Below are 20,517 nucleotides of genomic sequence, written 5' to 3'. Positions count from 1 at the left end.
CCCCGCCCGGCCGTTCCGAACCGGGCTCGCACCGCCGTGCGAAGCATGGAGGCGACCCAATGAGCCCGGCCGCCGAACAGGTCTTCCACTGGCCTCTGCGCGTCTACTGGGAAGACACCGATGCCGGCGGCATCGTCTTCTACGCCAACTACCTGAAATTCTTCGAGCGCGCCCGCACCGAGTGGCTGCGCTCGCTCGGCATCGAGCAGCAGCGCCTGCGCGAGCAGACCGGCGGCATGTTCGTGGTCAGCGAGACGTCGGTGCGCTACCACCGGCCGGCGCGGCTGGACGATGAACTTCTTGTTACCGCCGGCCTCCAGGAAATCGGCCGGGCGTCCTTGATAATCGGCCAGCAGGCGCTATCAAAATCAGAGCAGCCCAACGGCCTGCTCTGTGATGGCACCATCCGCATCGGTTGGGTCGACGCCGCCACGCTCCGGCCTGCGAGAATCCCGAATCACCTACTGGAAGCCCTGACATGAACCAGGAACTCTCTATCCTCCACCTGGCGCTCAACGCGAGCTGGGTGGTGCAGCTCGTCATGCTGCTGCTGCTGGCGGTCTCGGTGGCCAGCTGGGCCGCGATCTTCCGCAAGCTGTTCGCGCTCAAGCGCGTGAAATCGCTCAACGACGATTTCGAGCGCGAGTTCTGGTCGGGCACCAGCCTGAACGACCTGTTCTCCGCCGCGGCGCAGAACGCCAAGCTCGCCGGCCCGATGGAACGCATCTTCGCCAGCGGCATGCGCGAGTACCAGAAGCTGCGCGAGCGCCGCATCGCCGACGCCGGCACCCTGCTCGACGGTGCGCGCCGCGCCATGCGCGCGAGCTACCAGCGCGAGCTCGATGCCGTGGAGTCCAACCTGTCGTTCCTGGCCTCGGTGGGTTCGGTCTCGCCCTACGTCGGCCTGTTCGGCACGGTCTGGGGCATCATGCACGCCTTCACCGGCCTGACCGCGCTCACGCAGGTCACGCTGGCCACCGTGGCCCCCGGCATCGCCGAGGCGCTGGTGGCCACCGCCATCGGCCTGTTCGCCGCCATTCCGGCCGTGGTGGCCTACAACCGCTTCGCGCGCGACATCGACCGCGTGGCGATCAAGCTGGAGACCTTCATCGAGGAGTTCTCCAACATCCTGCAGCGCAACCTGGGCGCGCATTCGCCCTCGGGCCACTGAGCGCAGGAGCACGCCATGCCAGCCGTCGCATCCCGGGGCCGCGGACGCCGCACCATCAGCGAAATCAACATGGTGCCCTTCATCGACGTGATGCTGGTGCTGCTGATCATCTTCATGGTCACGGCGCCGCTGATCACGCCCAGCCTGATCGACCTGCCCAGCGTGGGCAAGGCCGCCAAGCAGCCCGACCAGGTGATCCAGATCATCATCGGCAAGGACGAGGCGCTCGAGCTGAAAACCGCCGCCTCGCCCGAGAAGTCCGCGCAGGTCACGCTCAAGGAAGTGGCGGCGGTGGTGCAGCAGGCACAGGGTCAGGCGCCCGGTGGCCCGGCCGCCGCGCCCGTGGTCATCAGCGCCGACCGCAGCGTCAAATACGAAACCGTGGTCAAGGTCATGGACACGCTGCAGCGCGCGGGCATCCAGCGCGTGGGCCTGTCGGTGCAACTGGCCAAGTAAACAGCCCTGCCCGGCCATGCCCAGCCTCGCCGACCGCCTCGAATTCGCGCCGCCGCCGCCGCCCGGCATGCTGCGCGCGTTCGGCCTGGCGCTGCTGGCGCATGTGCTGCTGCTGGCGGCGCTGACCTGGGGCGTGAACTGGAAGCGCGACGCGGAAGACATCTCGGTCGAGGCCGAGCTGTGGTCGGCCGTGCCGCAGCAGGCCGCGCCCAAGCCCGTGGAAGCGCCTCCTCCGCCGCCCCCGCCGCGGGTGGTCGAAGAGAAGCCCGCCCCGCCGGTCGTCAAGGACGCCGACATCGCGCTGGAGCGCGACCGCAAGAAGCGCGAGCTCGACAAGAAACGCGAGCAGGAGCGCCTCGAGCAGGAGAAGCTGGCCCGCGACAAGGAAAAAGCGGAAAAGGCTGCCGCCGACAAGAAGAAGCTCGAACAGCAGGAGGCCAAGCGCAAGGCCGAAGAAGACGCCCGGCGGCTCGAAGCCCAACGCCAGGACAACCTCCGGCGCATCGCCGGCCTGGCCGGCGCCACCGGTTCGCCCTCTTCGAACGGCGGCGCGCTGCAGTCGTCCGGCCCGTCGGCCAGCTACGGCGGCCGCATCCGCGCGCGCATCAAGCCCAACATCGTGTTCACCGAAGACATGGCCGGCAACCCCACGGCCGAGGTCGAGGTGCGCGCCGCGCCGGACGGCACCATCGTCGGCAACCGGCTGGTCAAGTCCAGCGGCGTGAAGGCCTGGGACGATGCGGTGCTCAACGCCATCGTCAAGACCGAAACCCTGCCGCGCGACGTGGACGGCCGGGTGCCCTCCTCGCTCATCATCAGCTTCCGGCCCAAGGACTGAGCGGCCGCCCGAGTGCTATGCTTTCAATAGCACCCGATGACCACTGCACCTGGACATCGGGCGGTTTTCGCTTGAAAAATCACTCGTAGACGATGGCCGCCTGCCCCTGGTCGGCCTGCGCCATCCAGCTTGCCAGCGCGGCATCGCTCGGGAAGAACTTGGCCTCCTCGCCGAGTTGCAGCTCGGCCGACGCCGTCTCGCGCGCCAGGGCCAGCCGCACCGCGAGGCCGCGCACCAGCTCGCCCTGCTCCGACATCTCGCGCCGGGCCGGAAACTCCTTGAGCAGGCGCGGAATGTCCGGCGCCTTGCCGTTCACCGCGACGCGCAGGAACTTGCCGAAGCGGCAGCGCGCCGTCGCCAAGTCCCAGACCTGGCTCACCACGAAGCGCGGCTCGAAGCCGCCGCGCCCGGGCTGCAGGCGCCCGCTCACGATCAGCACCTCGTCGTCCTTGAGCAGGTTGCGGTAGGTGTTGAGCACGGCCTCGTCAGCCGTGGCCTCGATCGAGGCCGATTTGTCGTCGAGCTTGAACAGTGCGAGCTTGCCGCGCTGGCCGTTGATCACGCGGAAGTCGCTCACGACGCCGGCGATCATCTGCTGCTCGCGGCTGTCGATCAGTTCGTCCACCGTACGCTTGACGAACTGGCGCACCTCGCGCGAGACCTCGTCGAACAAATGGCCCGAGAGGTAGAAGCCCACGGCCGTCTTCTCCTGCGTCAGCCGCTCCTTCACGCCCCAGGGCAGGGTGTCGACCAGATCGGGCTCCTGCGTGCTGGAGCCATGCGCGTCGTCGCCCAGATCGAACAGCCCGCCCTGGTTGGCATTGGCCTCGGTGGCGTTGGCGAATTCGAAGGCGCGGTCGATCGACGCCACCAGCGCGGCGCGGTTGAGCTGCAGCGCGTCGAAGGCGCCGGCCTTGATCAGCGCTTCCACCGTGCGCTTGTTGATGCGCTGGCGGTCCACCCGCACGCAGAAATCGAACAGGCTCTTGAACGGGCCGCCCTCCTCCCGCGCTGCGACGATGGCTTCCACCGCCAGCTGGCCCGTGCCCTTGACCGCGCCCAGGCCGTAGCGGATCACCTTGTCGGTGACCGGCTCGAAGCGGTAGTTGCCGCGGTTCACGTCCGGCGGCTCGAAGCTGATGCCGAAGTTCTTCTGCGCGTCCTCGAACAGCACCTTGAGCTTGTCGGTGTCGTCCATTTCCACGGTCATGTTGGCGCAGAAGAACTCGGCCGTGTAGTGCACCTTGAGCCAGCCCGTGTGGTAGGCCAGCAGCGAGTAGGCGGCGGCGTGCGACTTGTTGAAGCCGTAGCCCGCGAACTTCTCCATCAAATCGAAGATCTCGTCGGCCTTGTCCTCGCCGATGCCGTTCTTGGCGGCGCCCACGCGGAAGATCTGCCGGTGCTCGGCCATCTCCTCGGCCTTCTTCTTGCCCATGGCGCGGCGCAGCAGGTCGGCGCCGCCCAGCGAATAGCCGCCCAGGATCTGCGCCGTCTGCATCACCTGCTCCTGGTAGACCATGATGCCGTAGGTCTCGGACAGCATCTCGGCCACCAGCGGGTGCGGGTACTCCACCTCTTCGCGCCCGTGCTTGCGCGCCACGAAGCTGGGGATCAGGTCCATCGGGCCCGGGCGGTACAGCGCGTTGAGCGCGATCAGGTCTTCCAGGCGCGTCGGCCGCGCATCCTTCAGCATGCCCTGCATGCCGCGCGATTCAAACTGGAACACGGCCTCGGTCTTGCCCTCGGAAAAGAGCTTGTAGGTGCGCGTGTCGTCGAGCGGGATGTTCTCGAACGCGAAGTTCTCCTGGCCCTTGTGGCGCCGGACGATGAACTCCTTGGCGATCTCCAGGATGGTCAGCGTGGCGAGGCCCAGAAAGTCGAACTTGACGAGGCCCGCGGCCTCCACGTCGTCCTTGTCGTACTGGCTCACCGCCGAGTCGCTGCCGGGCTGCTGGTACAGCGGGCAGAAATCCGTGAGCTTGCCCGGCGCGATCAGCACGCCGCCGGCGTGCATGCCGACGTTGCGCGTCATGCCCTCGAGCTTCTGCGCCATCTCGACCAGGGTGCGCACCTCCTCCTCGCGCTCGATGCGCTCGGCCAGCAGCGGCTCCATCTCGATGGCGTAGTTGTTCTTGTCGCCGTCCTTCTTGGGCTGCGGCGGGTACTGCAGCGTCACCGTCATGCCCGGCTTGTTGGGGATGAGCTTGGAGATGCCGTCGCAGAAGGTGTAGCTCATGTCCATCACGCGGCCCACGTCGCGGATGGCGGCGCGCGCGGCCATGGTGCCGAAGGTGGCGATCTGGCTCACGGCGTCCTTGCCGTACTTGTCCTTCACGTAGTCGATCACCAGCCCGCGGTTGCTCTGGCAGAAGTCGATGTCGAAGTCGGGCATCGACACGCGCTCGGGGTTCAGGAAGCGCTCGAACAGCAGCTTGTACTGCAGCGGGTCGAGGTCGGTGATCTTGAGTGCATAGGCCACCAGCGAGCCGGCGCCCGAGCCCCGGCCCGGGCCCACCGGGCAGCCGTTGCGCTTGGCCCAGTTGATGAAGTCGCCCACGATCAGGAAGTAGCCCGGGAAGCCCATCTTCAGGATGGTGTTGATCTCGAACTCCAGCCGCTCCAGGTAGCGCGGCCGCTCCGTGGCGCGCCGGGCCTCGTCGGGATAGAGGTGCGCCAGCCGCTCGTCCAGCCCCTCGTGCGAAGCGAAGCGGAAGTACTCCTCGATCGGCATGCCGTTGGGCGTGGGGTAGTCGGGCAGGCGTGGCTTGCCCAGCTCCAGCGTGAGGTTGCAGCGGCGCGCGATCTCCAGCGCATTGGCCAGCGCCGAGGGCACGTCGGCGAACAGCGCCTGCATCTGCGCCGCCGGCTTGAAATACTGCTCGCGCGTGAACTTGCGCACGCGGCGCTGGTTGCCGAGGATCTCGCCCTCGGAGATGCAGACGCGCGCCTCGTGTGCCTCGTAGTCATCTGCGCCGTGGAACTGCACCGGGTGCGTCGCCACCACCGGCAGCTTCATGCGCGCGGCCAGCTGCACGGCGGCGGCCACATGGGCCTCGTCGTCGGCGCGGCCGGCGCGTTGCAGCTCGAGGTAGAAGCGGTGCGGGAACAGCGTGGCCAGTTGCAGCGCGACCTCGGCCGCGCGCTCGTTGTCGCCCTGCACCAGCGCCTGGCCCACCGGCCCGGCCTGCGCGCCCGACAGCAGAATCAAGCCCTCGCCCAGCTCGCGCAGCCAGGCCAGCTTCACCACCGCCTGGGCCTTGACCACGTTCTGCGTCCAGGCGCGCGCCAGCAGCTCGGACAGGTTCAAATAGCCCTGGCGGCCCTGCACCAGCAGCAGCACGCGCGACAGCGCGCTGGCCTCCTTGCCCAGGCCTTCGAGGAAGACCTCGACCCCGATCAGCGGCTTGACGCCGGCGCCGCGCGCGGCCTTGTAGAACTTGATCGCGCCGAACAGGTTGTTGAGATCGGTGATGGCCAGGGCCGGCTGGCCGTCGGCGGCCGCGGCCTTGACGATGTCATCGACGCGGTTGGTGCCGTCGACCACCGAGAACTCGGTGTGGATGCGCAGGTGAACAAACATGGCACCGATTCTAGGCTGCTCATCCCGGACGGCGGATTCGGAACCGGCTTCTCAAAGCCAGCGGATCACCCGCGCGGAATCGCCGCCCTGCATGACACTGTTGCAGCGGTTTTCGAGATCGGCCAGGTGCACCTGGCTCAGCGGCATCTGGGCCAGCACCATGCGCAGTTTGAGCTGGCGCACGAAGTCGGGCAGATCGGACTGCGCCAGCACGCGCGTGAGCACCTGCGTGGCCGTCGCCTGCAGCGTGGAGGTGTCCACGTCCTGCACCAGCACGGCGGCAAAGCGCCCGTAGCCGATGCGGCCGATGATCGAGTCGCTGTGCAGGGTGCGCTGCAGCACCGCGGCAAAGCGCACCAGTACGCGCTCGCAGATGTCCTCGCCGTACTCCGAGCGCACCGTGCCCAGGCTGCGCAGGTCGCACACCATGAAGCCCGACGAGAAGGCCGAGGCATGCTCCGTCATCAGCGAGGACTTGGCCAGGGCATGCTCGAAGCCCGGCCGCGTGAGCAGGCCGGTCAGCGCATCGCGGCCGCTGGCGCTCAGGGCCCGCGACAGCACGTCGCGCCCGAAGCGGTGCCGCTGCACGGCCACGCCCAGCATCAGGACCACGAAGCCCATGCGGCAGCCGGTGCCGATCATGTTGAGCACCACGCTGCCATGCAGCGCGGTGTAGTCGGCGTACCCGAGCAGCGTGCTCATGGCGATCAGCCCCGTGCCCGCCAGCGCCCAGGCCGACATGGCGTCGGAGCGCAGCACGCCATGCATCGACAGGATGCCAGCGAACAGCAGCGAGAACAGCACATAGGCCGTGCCCGCCAGCAGCCGCCACTCGGGCGGCAGCAGCCAGGCCTGCACCAGCGCATACACCAGCCCGGCCAGGCCCCAGCGCCAGGCGCCCACCCACCAGGCATGCTTGTGCACGTCGGCATTGAGCACCAGCGCCACCAGGGGCACCAGCAGGCAGGACAGCAGCATCGAGACGAAGGGCTTGGCCGGATCGTCCAGCTCGGGCATCCACGGCCAGAGGTAGATGTCGCCGTAGCCGTTGTTGGCGACCACCTGCACCGCCATCAGCAGCGTGTACAGGCATAGCAGCGCAAACACCGTTTTCCTGAACAGCGCGGTCGCCACGGCACAGGCCGCGGCCAGCGCCAGCGCCAGCCCGGTCATGAGGCCGAACTTGAACGCATGCCCCATGCGCTCGACCCGGAACACCTGGTCGCTGACCCACTGCACCGGCACGTTGAGCAGGCCGCGGTGCTCGATGGCCAGCACGATCTGCGTGCGCTGGCCGGCCGACGGCAGCTCGAAGGCCGGATAAGGGCCGGAGAACGACCAGCGCGGCGGCGGCACGCGGTCGCCCGCCTCGGCGGTCTGCCACGAGGGGCTGCCGCTGCTGCGCGCCCAGTAGCGCACCCGGTCAAGCCGCGCCGAGGGCAGCTCCAGGTAGTCGGGGTCATGCATCTGCGGCACGTCGATCTCGACGCGCATCACCAGCATGGCGCCTTCGGGGAGATCGAGCATCAGGTCGGGCCGGCCGCGCTTGAAGGCCGTGCCCGGCAGCTCCCAGACGGACTGGGGATCCAGCGCGCCGGACCGCATCACGGCGTATTCCGCCTGGCCGCGCAGATCCACCGCGCGCTCCATCCGGTCGAAAGAGAGAACAGGTGCTGCGAAAACCTTCCCCGCGAACAGGGCAAGCGTCACCAGCAGCAGCCAGCTGGCTGCATGGAATCCGGCAAGAAAAGGCATGGGAAAGCGCGGGTTGGGGCCGCCCGGCCGGCCTGGCGGGAACGGATGGGCTGCCTCGTGATTGGTTATTCTGCAGAACGATTTCCGCATTGTGCACGGTGATTTCTTAAAATCCAACCATGTCCCTCGTCTGCAATGCCGCCGCTTACAAATTCACACCGATCGCCGACCCCGAGCGGCTGCAGTCCGCCGTGCGGCACGAGGCCGGGCAGCGGCAGCTCAAGGGCACCTGCCTGGTCGCGCCCGAGGGCATCAACCTGTTCCTGGCCGGCGCGGCAGCGGACGTGCGCGGCTTCCTGGACTGGCTGCGCGGCGACCAGCGCTTTGCCGATCTCGCCGCCAAGGAAAGCTGGTCGCCGCGCCAGCCCTTCGGCAAGCTTCTGGTGAAGCTCAAGCGCGAAATCATCCGCATGGACCACCCGGCCATCCAGCCCGCCGCCGGCCGCGCGCCGGCCGTGGACAGCGCCACGGTCAGGCGCTGGCTCGACCAGGGCCACGACGATGCCGGCCGCCCGGTGGTCACGCTCGACACGCGCAACGCGTTCGAGGTGGACCACGGCACCTTCGAAGGCGCGGTGGACTGGCGCATCACGAAGTTCACCGAGTTCCCGCAGGCGTTTCTCGAGCACCGCGCCGAGCTCGAAGGCAAGACCGTGGTGAGCTTCTGCACCGGCGGCATCCGCTGCGAGAAAGCCGCGCTGTTCATGCGCGAGGCCGGCCACGAGCATGTCTACCAGCTCGACGGCGGCATCCTCAAGTACTTCGAGGACACCGGCGGCGCGCACTACCGCGGCGCCTGCTTCGTGTTCGACGAGCGCGAGGCGCTGGCGCCCGATCTGTCCGCTACTAAAAAGTGAGCATGAAATGACCGCTGGACAAGGACATCCGGCCGATTTTCCTTGTTTTTTGCAAAAACAGCGGCATCGGTGCGGCATGACCGGCCCCTCCGCCGCTGCCGCGCACCATCATGGCCCCTGACCCCGCCGCCCCGGCCCGGCACCTTGAGCCGGCGCCCCCCGCGCAAGGGCCGGCGCTGCTGCAGCACGCGGCGATCCTGTCGAAGGCGCGGACCCTGCGGGTGCCCGCGCACACGCGGATCTTTGACGCTGGGCAGACAAGCGAGCACATCTACATCGTGCAGCGGGGGCGGGTGCGCACCTTCGCCACGACGGCCGAAGGCACCGAGCTGACCACCGGGCTGTGGTCCACCGGGCATGTGCTGGGCCTCATCGGCGCGGCGACGGCCGGCCCCAAGGTGCTGTCGGCCGAAAGCATCGACGACGCCACGCTGCTCACCCTGACCTCCTCCAACCTGAAGGCCCTGGTGGGCGAGGTGCCCGAGTTCGGCTGGAGCGTGGTGCGCGCGCTGGCCTGGATGGCGTCGACCGGCGTGCACCGCGCCATCCGCCTGAGCACCGCGCCGGTCAGCCACCGGCTGATCGATGCGCTGCTGATGCTCGCCGAGCTGCCGGAGGCGGGCGACGGCCGCGGCGGCGCGCTCATCGAGGGCATCAGCCAGGAAACCATCGCCGGCATGGTGGGCGCCACCCGCCCCTGGGTGGCGCAGGCGCTCAGCGAATTGTCGCGCCGGGGCCTGCTGGCGCAGGGCCGGATGCGCATCGCCGTGCCCGACCTGTCCCGCCTGCGGGCCGCTGCGCGGCTCTGATGGGCGCCCCCGCGCTTCTGTTCATTACCTGACAGACACGCGAGCGGCCAGCCGCCACACTGCGCGGGTCTCAAGGAGAACCGATGAAACACATCCTGCTGTGGGCGGCGGCCGCCCTGTTGGCCTTCGCGCCGGTCGGCGGCCATGCCGACACCTTTCCCAGCCGGCCGATCCGGCTGATCGTGCCCTGGCCCGCCGGCGGCTCCACCGATGTCTCGCTGCGCGTGCTGGCCAATGCGGCGGCCCGGCACCTGGGCCAGCCGGTGATCGTCGAGAACCGCCCGGGCGCGGCCGGCACCCTGGGCGTGACCGCGCTGCTGCAGGCCAAGCCCGACGGCTACACGCTGTCGCAACTGCCCATGGGCATCTTCCGCGTGCCCCACATGCAGAAGGTGGCCTGGGACCCGGTGCGCGACCTCAGCTATGTGATCGGCGTTTCAGGCTACACCTACGGCCTCGTGGTGCGCAGCGATGCGCCCTGGAAGACGCTCAAGGACTACCTCGACGACGCCCGCAAGCGCCCCGACGCCATCACCTACGGCACGGCGGGCGTGGGCGGCACCCCGCACCTCAACACCGAGCAGCTGGCGGCCGCGGCCGGCGTGCGGCTGCGCCACGTGCCCTACCGCGGCACGGCGGACAACCTGCAGGCGGTGCTCGGCGGCCACGTGATGTCGGCCTCGGAGGCCACCGGCTGGGGCCCCCATGTCGACAAGGGCGATCTGCGCCTGCTGGCCACCTGGGGCGCGGAGCGCACGAGCCGCTGGCCGAATGCCCCGACCCTGAAGGAGCTGGGCTACAACCTCGTCTCCAGCGCCCCCTACGGCATCGGCGGGCCCAAGGGCATGGACCCGAACGTCACGCGCGTGCTGCACGACGCCTTCCGCAAGGCCATGCAGGAGCCCGAGCACCTGCAGGTGCTGGCGCGCTACGACCAGCCCCTGCTCTACCTCGGCAGCGAGGACTACGCGCGTTTTGCGCAGGAGGCGTTCGCCTCCGAGAAAGCCCTGGTCGAACGCCTGGGGCTCCGCTCGGCCGACTGACCGCCGCGCGCCCGTGCCGCCCAGTTCTTCCCTTCCCCGCCTCTTTGCCTGCCCCATGAACAGCTTTCACAATCCGCCGGCCCTGGCCACTCCCAACGGCTTCAGCCACGTCGCGCAGTCCACCCATCGCCGGACGATCCTGGTCTCGGGCCAGGTGGCCTACGGCCCGGACGGCGCCGTGGTGGGCGCGGGCGATCTCGCGGCCCAGACCCGCCAGGTCTATGCCAACCTCGAGACGGCGCTGGCCGACGCCGGCGCCTCGATGCGCGACGTGGTCAAGACCACGCTTTTCGTGAAGGACCTGTCGCCCGACAAGGCCGTGATCGTGCGCGCGGCCCGCGCGCCCTTCCTGGCGGCGGACCGCCCGCCCGCGAGCACCATGGTCGGCGTCGCCTCGCTGGCCCGGCCCGAGCTGCTGCTCGAAGTGGAAGCGATGGCGATGCTGGACTGACGGCGCGCGGCAGCGGCCCTCAGGAGGCGGCCGTGCGCGCCGGCGGCAGCGGGATGAACTCGGTCTCGCCCGGCACCTGGCCCATGGTTTGGGCCTCCCAGTCGGCCGAGGCCTGGGCGATGCGCTCCTTGCGGCTGGACACGAAGTTCCACCACATGAAGCGGTGGCCGTCGAGCGCGTCGCCGCCGATCACCATCAGCCGCACGGGCGCGGCCGCCTCGATGCGCGCGGTGATGCCCGAGGCCAGCACCGCCATCGTGTGCGCCGGCACGGCCTCGCCGCCCAGCGTCACATCGCCATCCACCGGGTACACCGCGAGCTCCTGCGCCAGCGGCGGCAGTTCGAGCACGCCGCCGGCGGGCAGCTGCACGTCGAGGTACAGCGTCTTCGTGAACGTCGCCACCGGCGAGCGGCGGCCGAAGGCCTCGCCGATCAGCACGCGCACCCGCGCATCGCCCACCACCGCCTCGGGGATGGCCGCGGCCGGCGTGTGCGTGAACGAAGGCGCATCCTCTTCATGCGCGCGCGGCAGCGCGGCCCAGAGCTGCAGGCCGTGGTTCACGTAGGTCTTGTCGCGCAGGTCCTCGGGCCGGCGCTCCGAATGCACGATGCCGCGCCCGGCCGTCATCCAGTTGATGGCGCCGGGCTCGATGCGCTGCGCCGAGCCCAGGCTGTCGCGGTGCATCATCGCGCCCTCGAACAGGTAGGTCACCGTGGCCAGGCCGATGTGCGGGTGCGGGCGCACGTCGTGGTTGTCCTGCGGCAGCTCGGTCACCGGGCCGAAGTGGTCGAAGAACAGGAACGGGCCGACCGACCGCTGCTTCGCGGCGGGCAGCAGCCGGCGCACCCGGAAGCCGCCGCCGAGGTCCTTGTCGTGCCCCGTGAGCTGGAGTTGAATGGTCATGTGCGGGCTCCTTCGTGGGCGATCCGGCGGGCGGCGGTCACGGCAGCCGCTCCACCTGGGTGGTGATTTCGGTGGTCACCTGCGTCATCAGCTTGTGCACCGGGCATTTGTGCGCCACGGCCTGCAGCTCCTGCAGCTGGGCGTCGGTCAAGTCCCCGCCGATCTGCAGCCTCGCGGCCAGGCGGTAGGTGCCGGCGCGCTCCTGCGAATCGTCGCGCTCGATCACGGTGTGCATGTCGTCCACCGGGATGCCCTTCCTGCGCGCGTACCACAGCACGGTGAGCGCCTTGCAGGCCCCGAGCGCCGCGTCGTACAGGTCGTGCGGGCTCGGGCCGGCGTCGGTGCCGCCTTCGGGCACGCTGGCATCCGCCGTCAGCGAGTGGCTGCGGATGGAGAGGGTTTGCGCCATCGGGGCGGCGCGGTCGCGTCTGAGCTCAACAGCCATGGCGGCTCCCAAAAGAAATCAATGTATCAGCCGCGCATCCGGGCGGCAACCTGCGCCACGCGCTCGCCGAACAGGCGGGCGGTCTCAAGATCGCCGGGCAGCATGTCGCCGGCGCTGCTGTCGGACGGCGACTGCGCGATCGCGCCGCTGTACGACACCAGGTAGTTCACGTCGTTGCGCCGGGCCGCCTTGGTGTTGCTCGGCATCAAGCCCTGGCTGACCCAGATCATGGCGTGCTGCATCGCGAGCGTGAACAAGGTGGTGAGCGTGGCGTGCTTGTCGCCGTTCATGCCGGCGCTGTTGGTGAAGCCCGCGGCCAGCTTGTCCTTCCAGCCCTGGGCGAACCAGACCTTGGACGATGCGTCGGCGAATTTCTTGAACTGCCAGCTCACGTTGCCCATGTAGGTGGGCGAGCCGAAGATGATCGCGTCGGCCGCGGCGAGCGTGTCCCAGCCGCCCTGGGGCAGGTTGCCGTCGGCGTCGATCGCCACCAGCACCGCGCCCGCGCCCTGCGCCACGGCCTGCGCCATGCGCTGCGTGTGTCCGTAACCGGAGTGGTAGACCACGGCCACTGTTGTCATGGTGGGGTTCCGTTCATCAGGTGGGTTGAGCGCCCCGGGCGCACCCGGGGCACAACGCAGTGCGCCGCTCAGGACTTCAGCCGGGCGTCCAGGCTCCAGGCGCCGCCGCCCCAGGCCACGAAGGACAGCAGGCCGCCGGCGATGGCGAGGTTCTTGTAGAAGTTGATCTGCTGCATCATGACCTGCTCGGCCGGCACGGCCCAGTAGTTGTGGAAGAAGAGGCCGGCCGCCAGCGTGAAGAGCGCCAGCGCCAGCGCCGACCAGCGCGTCTTGAAGCCCACCAGGAACAGCAGGCCCACGCCGAGCTCCACGAGGATGGCGATCACCGCGCCAAGCTGCGGCAGCGGCAGGCCCTTGGACGCGATGTAGCCCACGGTGCCGGTGAAGCCGGCGATCTTGCCGAAGCCGGCCGGCACGAACAGGATGGCCACCAGCAGGCGGCCGATGAAGCTCAGCGGGTTCTGGAGTGAGTTCAGCATGACGAGGTTCCTTGGTTGAAGAGTGGATGGATGAAAAGAGTGTCTCAGTAGGCGACCGTGATACGAGTCCGGGGGTGGGCGTTGCGTTCCATTTCGTCGATCATGGCCACCGCGAAGTCTGCCACGCTGATGCGGCTGTTGCCTTCGGCGTCCACCAGCAGCTGGTCGCCGCCGGTGCGGTACTGCCCCGTGCGCTCGCCGGGCGCCAGCAAGGCGGCCGGGCTCACGCAGGTCCAGTTCAGCGGCGACGCGCTGGCGCGGAACACGTCGAGCGCCCGCCCCTGCCCCAGCGCCTCGTCCTTGTAGGCCTCGGGAAAATTGGGCGTATCCACCAGGCGTACGCCGGGCGCCACTTCCAGGCTGCCGGCGCCGCCCACCCACAGCAGGCGGTTCACGCCGGCCGCCGGCAGGGCCGACAGCAGGTTCCTGGCGATGGCCGGCACCGTGTCGTGCCCGCTCTTGCGGCCGCTGACGGCGGCGATCACGGCATCGTGGCCGGCCACGGCGGCGCGCACCTCGGGCTCGCTGGTGGCATCGGCCTGCACGGCCTTGACGCCGGCGGCCGTGAGGCCGGTGGCGTTGCGCGCGGCGGCCGTGACCTGGTGGCCGCGCCGCAGGGCTTCCTGCACGAGGGCGCTGCCCACCGTGCCGCTGGCGCCGAAGATGAAGACGTTCATGATGTTTCCTTGGGTGAGATGGAGGGAAAAGGCAGCGGGCCTGTTCGCACCGCTTTTGCAGGTGCGAACCAGGCGCCTACCTACCTAGTTACCCAGGTCGAAAACCAGCACCTCGGCATCCTTGCCGTGGTCCAGCGTGAGCCGGCTTTCGCGCTCGATCAGCGCGGCATCGCCGGCGCCGAGCTTCTGGCCGTTGACGTCGAGCTCGCCGCGCACCAAGTGCACGTAGCCCTTGCGCGCCGGGTCCAGCGCCAGGGTGGCCGATTCGGCGCCGTCGAGCAGGCCCGCATACAGCGAGGCGTCGGCGTGGATCGTCACCGAGCCCTGCGCGCCGTCGGGCGAGGCCACGAGCCTCAGGTTGCCGCGCTTCTCGCTGTCGGCAAAGGTCTTCTGCTCGTAGCTCGCGGGAATGCCGGTCACGTTGGGCTCGATCCAGATCTGCAGGAAGTGCGTGGTCTCGTCCTGGGCGTGGTTGAACTCGCTGTGCTGCACGCCGCGGCCGGCGCTCATGCGCTGCACGTCGCCCGGCGGGATGCCCTTGACGTTGCCCATGGTGTCCTTGTGCGCGAGGTTGCCGCTGAGCACGTAGCTGATGATCTCCATGTCGCGGTGGCCGTGCGTGCCGAAGCCGGTGCCCGGCGCGATGCGGTCTTCGTTGATCACGCGCAGGTTGCCCCAGCCCATGTGCTGCGGGTCGTGGTAGCCGGCGAACGAGAAGCTGTGGAACGACTTGAGCCAGCCGTGGTCGGCATAGCCGCGGTCCTGGGATTTGCGAAGCGTCAGCATGGTGGCATCTCCTTTGAAGTCAATCACTTGCCTGATGTCTCCACTGTAGGAGGCCCGGTGCGCTGGCGCCAGCCATTCCGTTTGATGGCATCATTCAAATAATTTGAATAAACCGAGCCAAATCATGCAAACCGCACGCGATGTCCTGACGCCGGATGCGCTCTCCATGCTGCAGGCCGTGGCCCGGGCCGGCAGCCTGGCCGGCGCCGCGCGCACGCTGGGCGTGGTACCCAGCGCCCTCACTTACCGGGTGCGCCAGATCGAGGACGCGCTGGACGTGCTGCTGTTCGACCGCAGCTCGCGCCAGGCGCGCCTGACCGAGGCCGGCGCCGAGCTGCTGCGCGAGGGCGAGCGGCTGCTGCAGGACATCGACGCCATCGCCAACCGCGTGAAGCGCGTGGCCACGGGCTGGGAGTCGCAGCTCACGATCGCGGTCGACGGCCTGATCTCGCGCCACATCCTGCTGGAGCTGACCGGCGCCTTCTTCGCGCTGAACCCGCCCACGCGCGTGAAGCTGCGCGACGAAACCCTCTCGGGCACGCTCGAAGCGCTGACCTCGGGGCAGGCCGACCTCGCCGTCGGCGTGGTGCTGGAGCCGACCAACTCGGCCGGCATCCAGAGCCGGCCGCTGGGCGGCGTGGCCTTTCTCTTTGCCGTGGCGCCGCACCATCCGCTGGCGGCCGCGCCCGAGCCGCTCAACGACGAGTTGCTGCGCCAGCACCGCGCCGTGGCGGTGGCCGATTCGGTGCAGCGCGGCGGCGGGCTGACCATGGGCCTGCTCGGCGGGCAGGACGTGCTCACCGTGCCCACCATGCACGCCAAGCTCGACGCGCAGTTGCGCGGCCTGGGCGGCGGCTTCCTGCCCGAGCCCATGGCCCGGCCCTACATCGAGACCGGCCGGCTGGTGGCCAAGAAGGTCGACCGGCCCGAGCGGCTGGCCCGCATGAGCTACGCCTGGCGCGGCGCGGCCAGCCAGGGGCGCGCGCTGCAGTGGTGGCTGGGGCAACTGGAGAGCCCGACGACGCGGACGGCCCTGCTGGAGAAGCACTACGGGGTGTGAGGGGCGCCCTCGTCGAGGGCAGGCTGCCGGTACAGCCGCAGGCCGCTATGAATTCAATAGCATCAAACGACCGTCCGACGAGGACATCGGCCCGATCGGGCACTCAAAAACCCGATCCCGCCCTCCGCAGGCCGCTACGGCTGCTTGGTGCGCGCCGCGATCAGCCGGTCGGCATAGTCCTGCCAGCGCGCGTCCTTGGCCAGGCCCGCGAACACGCCCTCGCGCGCCTGGTCGGCCACCCACTGCTGCTTGCCCGCAATGGCGGCGGCCATGAAGGGCTCGAAGCCCGCTTCGCGCACGGTGTTGGCCGACTCGCGCATCTCCTCGGCGCGGCGCTGGCCATGCTGCACCACGCGGCTGAAGAAGTAGGCGCCCTGCTTCTCCCAGTCGATCGAAGGAAAGGTTTCGGCCAGCGTGGGCAGCACGTGGTCTTCCACGCCATAGGCGCGGGCCGTGGCGTAGCTCTCGATCACCAGCGCCTCCAGGCCCTTGATCATCACGCTGCGGCACATCTTGATGGCGCTGGCCACGCCGAGCTGCTCGCTCACCGCCCTGGCGTCCATGCCCCAGCCCGCCAGCACGGCGGCGAGTCCAGCCGCCCTGGCGCCGCCCAGCAGCATGGGCACGCGGATGCCATAAGGCGGCACCGAGGTCATGACGCCGGCCTCCACATAGTGCGCGCCGCGCGCATCGATCAGCGCGGCGCACTGCTGCTTGGTGCCGGGCGAGGCCGAGTTGAGATCCAGGAACAGCGCACCGGGGCGGATGTGCCGCGCCGCCTCCTGCGCCACGGCCAGGGTGTTGGACGCGGTCACGGCCGAGATGATGAGGTCGCTGGCCTCGCACAGCGCCTGCATCGAGGCCTGCGCGGCGACGCCGGCCTGCGCCGCGTGGGCGCGCTCGGCGGCCTCGGCGGTCACGCTGGCGAACTTGAGGTCCCAGGCGCCCATGCCGGCCACGCCGGATTGGTCCTTGAGACCGGCGGAAAAGATCTTGCCGACTTCGCCGTAGCCGATCAGGCCGATGTGGTGCAGGGTCATGGAGCCTCCGGCAGCGTTTGGATCAGAAAAGAGGGGCGCGCAAAGCGGCGCGTCGTCACTGGCGCGGAATGTTGGCGCGGGAGATCACCTCGCCCCAGCGCACGATGTCCGAGGTCAGTAGCTGGCCCAGCTGCTCGGGCGTGCTGGCACGCGGCTCCACGCGCAGGTCCTGCAGGCGCTTCTTCACGTCGGGCGAGGCGATCGCCGCCTGCACTTCGCGGTTCAGCCGCTGCACCACGTCGCGCGGGGTGCGGGCCGGCGCGGCCAGCGCGTTCCACGACGCCGCGTTGAACCTGGCCAGCGGCCCTCCGCTTTCGGCCACCGTCGGCACCTCGGGCAGCGAGGTCGAGCGCTTCTCGCCCATCACCGCCAGCGCGCGCAGCGCCTGGCTGCTGATCTGGGTCATCACCGGGCTCAGGATCTCCACCGCCGCGTCGATCTGGCCGCCGCGCAGCGCCGTCACCACGGACGGCGTGCCGTTGAAGGGAACGACCTGGGCGTCGATGCCGGCGCTGGTCTTGAACAGCTCGGCCGCCAGGTTCTGCGTGCTGCCCACGTTGATGCTGCCGAGGTTGAGCTTGCCCGGATGGGCCTTGGCCCAGGCCACCAGCTCGCCCAGCGTCTTGAAGCGCGAGTTGTCGGGCACCACGATGACGAGGTCGAACAGGCCCAGCAGCGAAATGGGCGCGAAATCGCGGACCGCGTCGAACGGCAGGCTCTTGAACAGGCCGGCGCTCACCGCCGTGCCGTTGCTCATGAGCAGCAGCGTGTGGCCGTCGGGCTCGGCCTTGGCCACCACCTCGCCGGCCACCACGCCGCCCGCGCCGGGGCGGTTGTCGATGATCACGCTCTGGCCCAGCAGCTCGGCCAGCTTCTGGCCCACGGTGCGGGCCGTCAGGTCGGCCACGCCGCCGGCGCCGAAGGGCACGACGATGCGCAGCGTCTTGGACGGGAACGCCGCGGTCTGGCCGGCGGCTCCGCCCGACCACAGCATGGGCGCCGCCGCGGCGGCTGCGGCCATGAGCATCTGTCGACGTTGCATTTCAAAGGTCCTTTCGGGCGGATGTCCTTGTCGGACGGTCATCGGCAGCTATCAAAACAATAGCACCGGGTAACACAGGCGCAATCAGCCGCGCGCCACACCCAGCAGGCGGTCGAGCAGGGCCGGCTGCTCGCGCAGCTCCTGCGCGCTGCCCGCGTGCACCACCGAGCCATGGTCCAGCACCACCGCGCGGTGCGAGATCGCCAGGATCGCCTGCGGGTGCTGCTCCACGATGATGGCCGACAGGCCCTCGTCGCGCGTGATGCGCGCAATGGCCTTGAGCAGCTCTTCCACGATGATCGGCGCCAGGCCTTCGAGCGGCTCGTCCAGCAGCAGCAGCTTCGGGTTGAGCACCAGCGCGCGGCCCACCGCCAGCATCTGCTGCTCGCCGCCCGACAGCTGCGTGCCCAGGTTGGTCTTGCGTTCGGCCAGGCGCGGGAACATCTCGTACACCCGCTCGGGCGTCCAGGGCCGCGCCGTGCTGCCGGCGCGCGCGGGCCGCGCCACGGCGGTGAGGTTCTCGTCCACCGTGAGCGACTTGAAGATGTTGCGCTCCTGCGGCACCCAGCCGATGCCGGCCCCCGCGCGCTCGTGCGAGGCCAGCTTGTGCAGGGCCACGCCGCCCAGCGTGATGCTGCCGCCGTGGCGCGTGGTGGCGCCGGCCAGCGTGTTCATCAGCGTGGTCTTGCCGGTGCCGTTGCGCCCCAGCAGGGCCAGGGTTTCGCCCTCGCCCAGCGCGAGCGACACGTGGTTGAGCACCACGGCCTCGCCGTAGCCGGCGCTCAGATTCTCGATCTTGAGGAGTTCCTCAGCCATGTGCTTCTTCTCCATGCCCCAGGTACACCGCCTTGACCTGCGGGTCGTTGGCAATCTGCTCGGGGTCGCCCTCGGTCAGCACCGTGCCGTTGACCAGCACCGTCATGCGGTTGGCAAAGCTGAACACCAGGTCCATGTCATGCTCGATCAGCAGCACCGACACATCGGCCGGCAGCGCCGCCACGGTCTGCAGCAGCTCCTCGCGCTCGCCCGCGGGCACGCCGGCCACGGGTTCGTCGAGCAGCAGCACGCGCGGCTCGCAGGCCAGCGCGATGGCGATCTCCAGCAGCCGGCGCTTGCCGTAGGCCAGCACGCGGGTGGGCTGGTTCATCACGTCGGTGAGGTGGAACTGCTCGAGCAGCACCTCGCAGCGTTCGGCCACGGCCTGGTTGGAGCCCAGCGAGGGCCACCAGCGCGTGCCCAGGCGGCGGTGCTGCGAGACCGTGAGCGCCAGCGTCTGCAGCGGCGTGAGCGTGTCGAACAGCTGGTTGATCTGGAAGGTGCGCACCATGCCGCGGTGCACCCGCTGGTGCGGCGCCAGGCGCGTGATGTCCAGGCCTTCGAGCGTGATGCTGCCTTCGGTCGGTTCGAGCACGCCGGTCAGCAGGTTGATCAATGTGGTCTTGCCGGCGCCGTTGGGGCCGATCAGCGCATGGCGCGCGCCCTTCTTCAGGTCCAGCGTGACGTTGTTGGTGGCGGTGATGCCGCCAAAGCGCATGACCAGGCCGCGCGCGGACAGAACGGTGGGTGCGGCGCTCATGATTGCTTCGCCTTCTTGCCGAACCAGGTCCAGGGGCGCAGCAGCCGCTCGCGCCCGACCAGCACCAGGATCACCAGGAACAGGCCGATCCAGAACATCCAGTACTGCGGCGTGATGGCCGACAGCGTGTCCTGCAGCAGCTTGAACACCACGGCGCCCGCGATGCCGCCGTACAGCCAGCCGGTGCCGCCGATCACCAGCATCAGCATCACGTCGGCCGAGCGGTCGAACGCGAACACGTCGAGCGAGGCAAAGCCCGTGGTCTGCGCCAGCAGGCCGCCGGCGATGCCGGCCACGCCGGCGGAGATGGTGTAGATCACGCCCAGACGCGCCGTCACCGGAATGCCGATGGCCATGGCGCGCAGGCGGTTGTCGCGCACGGCCATCAAGGTGGCGCCGAACGGCGAGTTCACCAGCCGGCGCATCAGCACGAACAGCACGAACGCCACCACCAGCGAATACCAGGCCGCAACCTGGCCCTGCAGGTCGAACTCGAACTTGCCGAGCACCGGGCCCATGACCACGCCCTGCAGGCCGTCGGCGCCGCCGGTCAGCCAGTCGAGCTTGTTGGCCAGCTCCAGCAGGATCAGGCCCACGCCCAGCGTGACCATCAGCCGCGTGAGGTCGGTGCCGCGCATGATGGTCAGGCTGCAGGCCGCGCCCAGCACGGTGGTGGTGGCCGCGGCCACCAGCAGGCCCAGCGTCGGGTCGGGGTTGATGTGCTTGGCGAACAGCGCAGCGCTGTAGGCGCCGAAGCCCAGGAAGGCCGCATGGCCCAGCGAGACGATGCCGGTGAAGCCGAGGATCAGGTCCAGCGACATCGCGAACAGCGCGACGATGGCGATCTCGTTGACGATCAGCGAGTGCTGAGCGACCAGCAGCGGCGCGGCAAAACCGATCAGCCAGACGGCCGGCTCCCAGGCCTTCCAGCGCGAGCCTTGCAGCAATGATTTCTGCGCATTCATGC

The 20,517-nt window shown here is 69.4% G+C and carries 22 protein-coding genes; 9 read left to right on the top strand and 13 right to left on the bottom strand.

The window, feature by feature from the left end; translation table 11 throughout:
* The first annotated feature begins 59 nt into the window (after window positions 1-59).
* Genes ybgC through tolA form a run of 4 tightly spaced genes read left to right on the top strand, consistent with a single transcriptional unit; the run spans window position 60 to window position 2,465 of the window.
* Entirely contained in the window at window positions 60-482 is a 423-nt protein-coding gene (gene ybgC, locus MMF98_RS06170) for a tol-pal system-associated acyl-CoA thioesterase (protein ID WP_243305359.1), read from the top strand.
* Window positions 479-1,171, top strand: a complete 693-nt coding sequence (gene tolQ / locus MMF98_RS06165; protein WP_243305357.1) for a protein TolQ — start codon at window positions 479-481, stop codon at window positions 1,169-1,171. The genes ybgC and tolQ overlap by 4 nt, the downstream gene beginning before the upstream one ends.
* A 15-nt stretch (window positions 1,172-1,186) precedes the next feature.
* Complete coding sequence (locus MMF98_RS06160) at window positions 1,187-1,627, top strand: ExbD/TolR family protein (protein ID WP_243305355.1); 441 nt, start codon at window positions 1,187-1,189, stop codon at window positions 1,625-1,627.
* A gap of 16 nt (window positions 1,628-1,643) precedes the next feature.
* Entirely contained in the window at window positions 1,644-2,465 is an 822-nt protein-coding gene (gene tolA / locus MMF98_RS06155) for a cell envelope integrity protein TolA (RefSeq protein WP_243305353.1), read from the top strand.
* A gap of 79 nt (window positions 2,466-2,544) precedes the next feature.
* On the opposite strand, the gene dnaE is transcribed toward tolA, so the two are convergent.
* Window positions 2,545-6,045, bottom strand: coding sequence for a DNA polymerase III subunit alpha (gene dnaE, locus MMF98_RS06150; RefSeq protein WP_243305351.1), 3,501 nt, complete (start codon window positions 6,043-6,045; stop codon window positions 2,545-2,547).
* A gap of 51 nt (window positions 6,046-6,096) precedes the next feature.
* A complete protein-coding gene (locus MMF98_RS06145) occupies window positions 6,097-7,800 on the bottom strand; it encodes a diguanylate cyclase domain-containing protein (protein ID WP_243305349.1) in 1,704 nt (567 codons plus the stop codon).
* Between the two features lie 119 nt (window positions 7,801-7,919).
* On the opposite strand from MMF98_RS06145, the gene MMF98_RS06140 reads away from it, so the two are divergent.
* The 4 genes from MMF98_RS06140 to MMF98_RS06125 all read left to right on the top strand — a co-directional run bounded on the left by MMF98_RS06140 (window position 7,920) and on the right by MMF98_RS06125 (window position 10,960).
* Entirely contained in the window at window positions 7,920-8,657 is a 738-nt protein-coding gene (locus tag MMF98_RS06140; RefSeq protein ID WP_243305347.1) for a sulfurtransferase, read from the top strand.
* A gap of 110 nt (window positions 8,658-8,767) precedes the next feature.
* Complete coding sequence (locus MMF98_RS06135) at window positions 8,768-9,466, top strand: Crp/Fnr family transcriptional regulator (protein WP_243305345.1); 699 nt, start codon at window positions 8,768-8,770, stop codon at window positions 9,464-9,466.
* 83 nt (window positions 9,467-9,549) lie between these two features.
* Complete coding sequence (locus tag MMF98_RS06130; RefSeq protein WP_243305343.1) at window positions 9,550-10,509, top strand: tripartite tricarboxylate transporter substrate binding protein; 960 nt, start codon at window positions 9,550-9,552, stop codon at window positions 10,507-10,509.
* 55 nt (window positions 10,510-10,564) lie between these two features.
* Entirely contained in the window at window positions 10,565-10,960 is a 396-nt protein-coding gene (locus tag MMF98_RS06125) for a RidA family protein (RefSeq protein ID WP_243305341.1), read from the top strand.
* Between the two features lie 19 nt (window positions 10,961-10,979).
* Here the strand turns inward: MMF98_RS06125 and MMF98_RS06120 are convergent, their stop codons facing one another.
* The 6 genes from MMF98_RS06120 to MMF98_RS06095 form a co-directional block, all read right to left on the bottom strand.
* Complete coding sequence (locus MMF98_RS06120) at window positions 10,980-11,864, bottom strand: pirin family protein (RefSeq protein ID WP_243305339.1); 885 nt, start codon at window positions 11,862-11,864, stop codon at window positions 10,980-10,982.
* Between the two features lie 37 nt (window positions 11,865-11,901).
* The gene (locus MMF98_RS06115; RefSeq protein ID WP_243305337.1) at window positions 11,902-12,309 is read right to left on the bottom strand and encodes an OsmC family protein; all 408 of its coding nucleotides are present in this window, start codon (window positions 12,307-12,309) and stop codon (window positions 11,902-11,904) included.
* A gap of 26 nt (window positions 12,310-12,335) precedes the next feature.
* Window positions 12,336-12,890 carry a flavodoxin family protein gene (locus MMF98_RS06110; RefSeq protein ID WP_243305334.1) on the bottom strand — a complete coding sequence of 185 codons (555 nt, stop codon included), beginning with the start codon at window positions 12,888-12,890 and terminating at the stop codon, window positions 12,336-12,338.
* Between the two features lie 68 nt (window positions 12,891-12,958).
* Window positions 12,959-13,369 carry a DoxX family protein gene (locus MMF98_RS06105; protein ID WP_243305332.1) on the bottom strand — a complete coding sequence of 137 codons (411 nt, stop codon included), beginning with the start codon at window positions 13,367-13,369 and terminating at the stop codon, window positions 12,959-12,961.
* A gap of 44 nt (window positions 13,370-13,413) precedes the next feature.
* Complete coding sequence (locus tag MMF98_RS06100) at window positions 13,414-14,046, bottom strand: NAD(P)-dependent oxidoreductase (protein ID WP_243305330.1); 633 nt, start codon at window positions 14,044-14,046, stop codon at window positions 13,414-13,416.
* 84 nt (window positions 14,047-14,130) lie between these two features.
* Window positions 14,131-14,832 carry a pirin family protein gene (locus MMF98_RS06095; protein WP_243305328.1) on the bottom strand — a complete coding sequence of 234 codons (702 nt, stop codon included), beginning with the start codon at window positions 14,830-14,832 and terminating at the stop codon, window positions 14,131-14,133.
* A gap of 124 nt (window positions 14,833-14,956) precedes the next feature.
* Here MMF98_RS06095 and MMF98_RS06090 point away from each other — a divergent pair, with 124 nt between their 5' ends.
* Window positions 14,957-15,892: a LysR family transcriptional regulator gene (locus tag MMF98_RS06090; protein ID WP_243305325.1), complete on the top strand. Its 936-nt coding sequence runs from the start codon at window positions 14,957-14,959 to the stop codon at window positions 15,890-15,892.
* 134 nt (window positions 15,893-16,026) lie between these two features.
* Here MMF98_RS06090 and MMF98_RS06085 read toward each other — a convergent pair whose 3' ends face one another.
* The 5 genes from MMF98_RS06085 to MMF98_RS06065 all read right to left on the bottom strand — a co-directional run bounded on the left by MMF98_RS06085 (window position 16,027) and on the right by MMF98_RS06065 (window position 20,515).
* Window positions 16,027-16,932 carry an NAD(P)-dependent oxidoreductase gene (locus tag MMF98_RS06085; protein WP_243305323.1) on the bottom strand — a complete coding sequence of 302 codons (906 nt, stop codon included), beginning with the start codon at window positions 16,930-16,932 and terminating at the stop codon, window positions 16,027-16,029.
* A gap of 55 nt (window positions 16,933-16,987) precedes the next feature.
* Window positions 16,988-17,974 carry a Bug family tripartite tricarboxylate transporter substrate binding protein gene (locus MMF98_RS06080; protein ID WP_423837573.1) on the bottom strand — a complete coding sequence of 329 codons (987 nt, stop codon included), beginning with the start codon at window positions 17,972-17,974 and terminating at the stop codon, window positions 16,988-16,990.
* Window positions 17,975-18,058: 84 nt separating this feature from the next.
* A complete protein-coding gene (locus tag MMF98_RS06075; RefSeq protein ID WP_243305321.1) occupies window positions 18,059-18,790 on the bottom strand; it encodes an ABC transporter ATP-binding protein in 732 nt (243 codons plus the stop codon).
* Window positions 18,783-19,550 carry an ABC transporter ATP-binding protein gene (locus MMF98_RS06070; RefSeq protein WP_243305318.1) on the bottom strand — a complete coding sequence of 256 codons (768 nt, stop codon included), beginning with the start codon at window positions 19,548-19,550 and terminating at the stop codon, window positions 18,783-18,785. The genes MMF98_RS06075 and MMF98_RS06070 overlap by 8 nt, the downstream gene beginning before the upstream one ends.
* Entirely contained in the window at window positions 19,547-20,515 is a 969-nt protein-coding gene (locus MMF98_RS06065) for a branched-chain amino acid ABC transporter permease (RefSeq protein WP_243305316.1), read from the bottom strand. The genes MMF98_RS06070 and MMF98_RS06065 overlap by 4 nt, the downstream gene beginning before the upstream one ends.
* Between the last annotated feature and the right edge of the window lie 2 nt (window positions 20,516-20,517).

It is taken from the genome of Variovorax terrae (assembly GCF_022809125.1).
GTDB classification, from domain to species: domain Bacteria; phylum Pseudomonadota; class Gammaproteobacteria; order Burkholderiales; family Burkholderiaceae_C; genus Variovorax_A; species Variovorax_A terrae.
Note: the sequence above shows the minus strand (reverse complement) of the source record. Positions and strands in the feature narration are given on the sequence as shown.

Excerpts from the sequence above, each read along its gene's own strand:
- ybgC (WP_243305359.1), top strand. The coding sequence starts at position 60 with ATGAGCCCGGCCGCCGAACAGGTCTTCCACTGGCCTCTGCGCGTCTAC.
- tolQ (WP_243305357.1), top strand. The coding sequence starts at position 479 with ATGAACCAGGAACTCTCTATCCTCCACCTGGCGCTCAACGCGAGCTGG.
- MMF98_RS06160 (WP_243305355.1), top strand. The coding sequence starts at position 1,187 with ATGCCAGCCGTCGCATCCCGGGGCCGCGGACGCCGCACCATCAGCGAA.
- tolA (WP_243305353.1), top strand. The coding sequence starts at position 1,644 with ATGCCCAGCCTCGCCGACCGCCTCGAATTCGCGCCGCCGCCGCCGCCC.
- dnaE (WP_243305351.1), bottom strand. The coding sequence starts at position 6,045 with ATGTTTGTTCACCTGCGCATCCACACCGAGTTCTCGGTGGTCGACGGC.
- MMF98_RS06145 (WP_243305349.1), bottom strand. The coding sequence starts at position 7,800 with ATGCCTTTTCTTGCCGGATTCCATGCAGCCAGCTGGCTGCTGCTGGTG.
- MMF98_RS06140 (WP_243305347.1), top strand. The coding sequence starts at position 7,920 with ATGTCCCTCGTCTGCAATGCCGCCGCTTACAAATTCACACCGATCGCC.
- MMF98_RS06135 (WP_243305345.1), top strand. The coding sequence starts at position 8,768 with ATGGCCCCTGACCCCGCCGCCCCGGCCCGGCACCTTGAGCCGGCGCCC.
- MMF98_RS06130 (WP_243305343.1), top strand. The coding sequence starts at position 9,550 with ATGAAACACATCCTGCTGTGGGCGGCGGCCGCCCTGTTGGCCTTCGCG.
- MMF98_RS06125 (WP_243305341.1), top strand. The coding sequence starts at position 10,565 with ATGAACAGCTTTCACAATCCGCCGGCCCTGGCCACTCCCAACGGCTTC.
- MMF98_RS06120 (WP_243305339.1), bottom strand. The coding sequence starts at position 11,864 with ATGACCATTCAACTCCAGCTCACGGGGCACGACAAGGACCTCGGCGGC.
- MMF98_RS06115 (WP_243305337.1), bottom strand. The coding sequence starts at position 12,309 with ATGGCTGTTGAGCTCAGACGCGACCGCGCCGCCCCGATGGCGCAAACC.
- MMF98_RS06110 (WP_243305334.1), bottom strand. The coding sequence starts at position 12,890 with ATGACAACAGTGGCCGTGGTCTACCACTCCGGTTACGGACACACGCAG.
- MMF98_RS06105 (WP_243305332.1), bottom strand. The coding sequence starts at position 13,369 with ATGCTGAACTCACTCCAGAACCCGCTGAGCTTCATCGGCCGCCTGCTG.
- MMF98_RS06100 (WP_243305330.1), bottom strand. The coding sequence starts at position 14,046 with ATGAACGTCTTCATCTTCGGCGCCAGCGGCACGGTGGGCAGCGCCCTC.
- MMF98_RS06095 (WP_243305328.1), bottom strand. The coding sequence starts at position 14,832 with ATGCTGACGCTTCGCAAATCCCAGGACCGCGGCTATGCCGACCACGGC.
- MMF98_RS06090 (WP_243305325.1), top strand. The coding sequence starts at position 14,957 with ATGCAAACCGCACGCGATGTCCTGACGCCGGATGCGCTCTCCATGCTG.
- MMF98_RS06085 (WP_243305323.1), bottom strand. The coding sequence starts at position 16,932 with ATGACCCTGCACCACATCGGCCTGATCGGCTACGGCGAAGTCGGCAAG.
- MMF98_RS06080 (WP_423837573.1), bottom strand. The coding sequence starts at position 17,974 with ATGCAACGTCGACAGATGCTCATGGCCGCAGCCGCCGCGGCGGCGCCC.
- MMF98_RS06075 (WP_243305321.1), bottom strand. The coding sequence starts at position 18,790 with ATGGCTGAGGAACTCCTCAAGATCGAGAATCTGAGCGCCGGCTACGGC.
- MMF98_RS06070 (WP_243305318.1), bottom strand. The coding sequence starts at position 19,550 with ATGAGCGCCGCACCCACCGTTCTGTCCGCGCGCGGCCTGGTCATGCGC.
- MMF98_RS06065 (WP_243305316.1), bottom strand. The coding sequence starts at position 20,515 with ATGAATGCGCAGAAATCATTGCTGCAAGGCTCGCGCTGGAAGGCCTGG.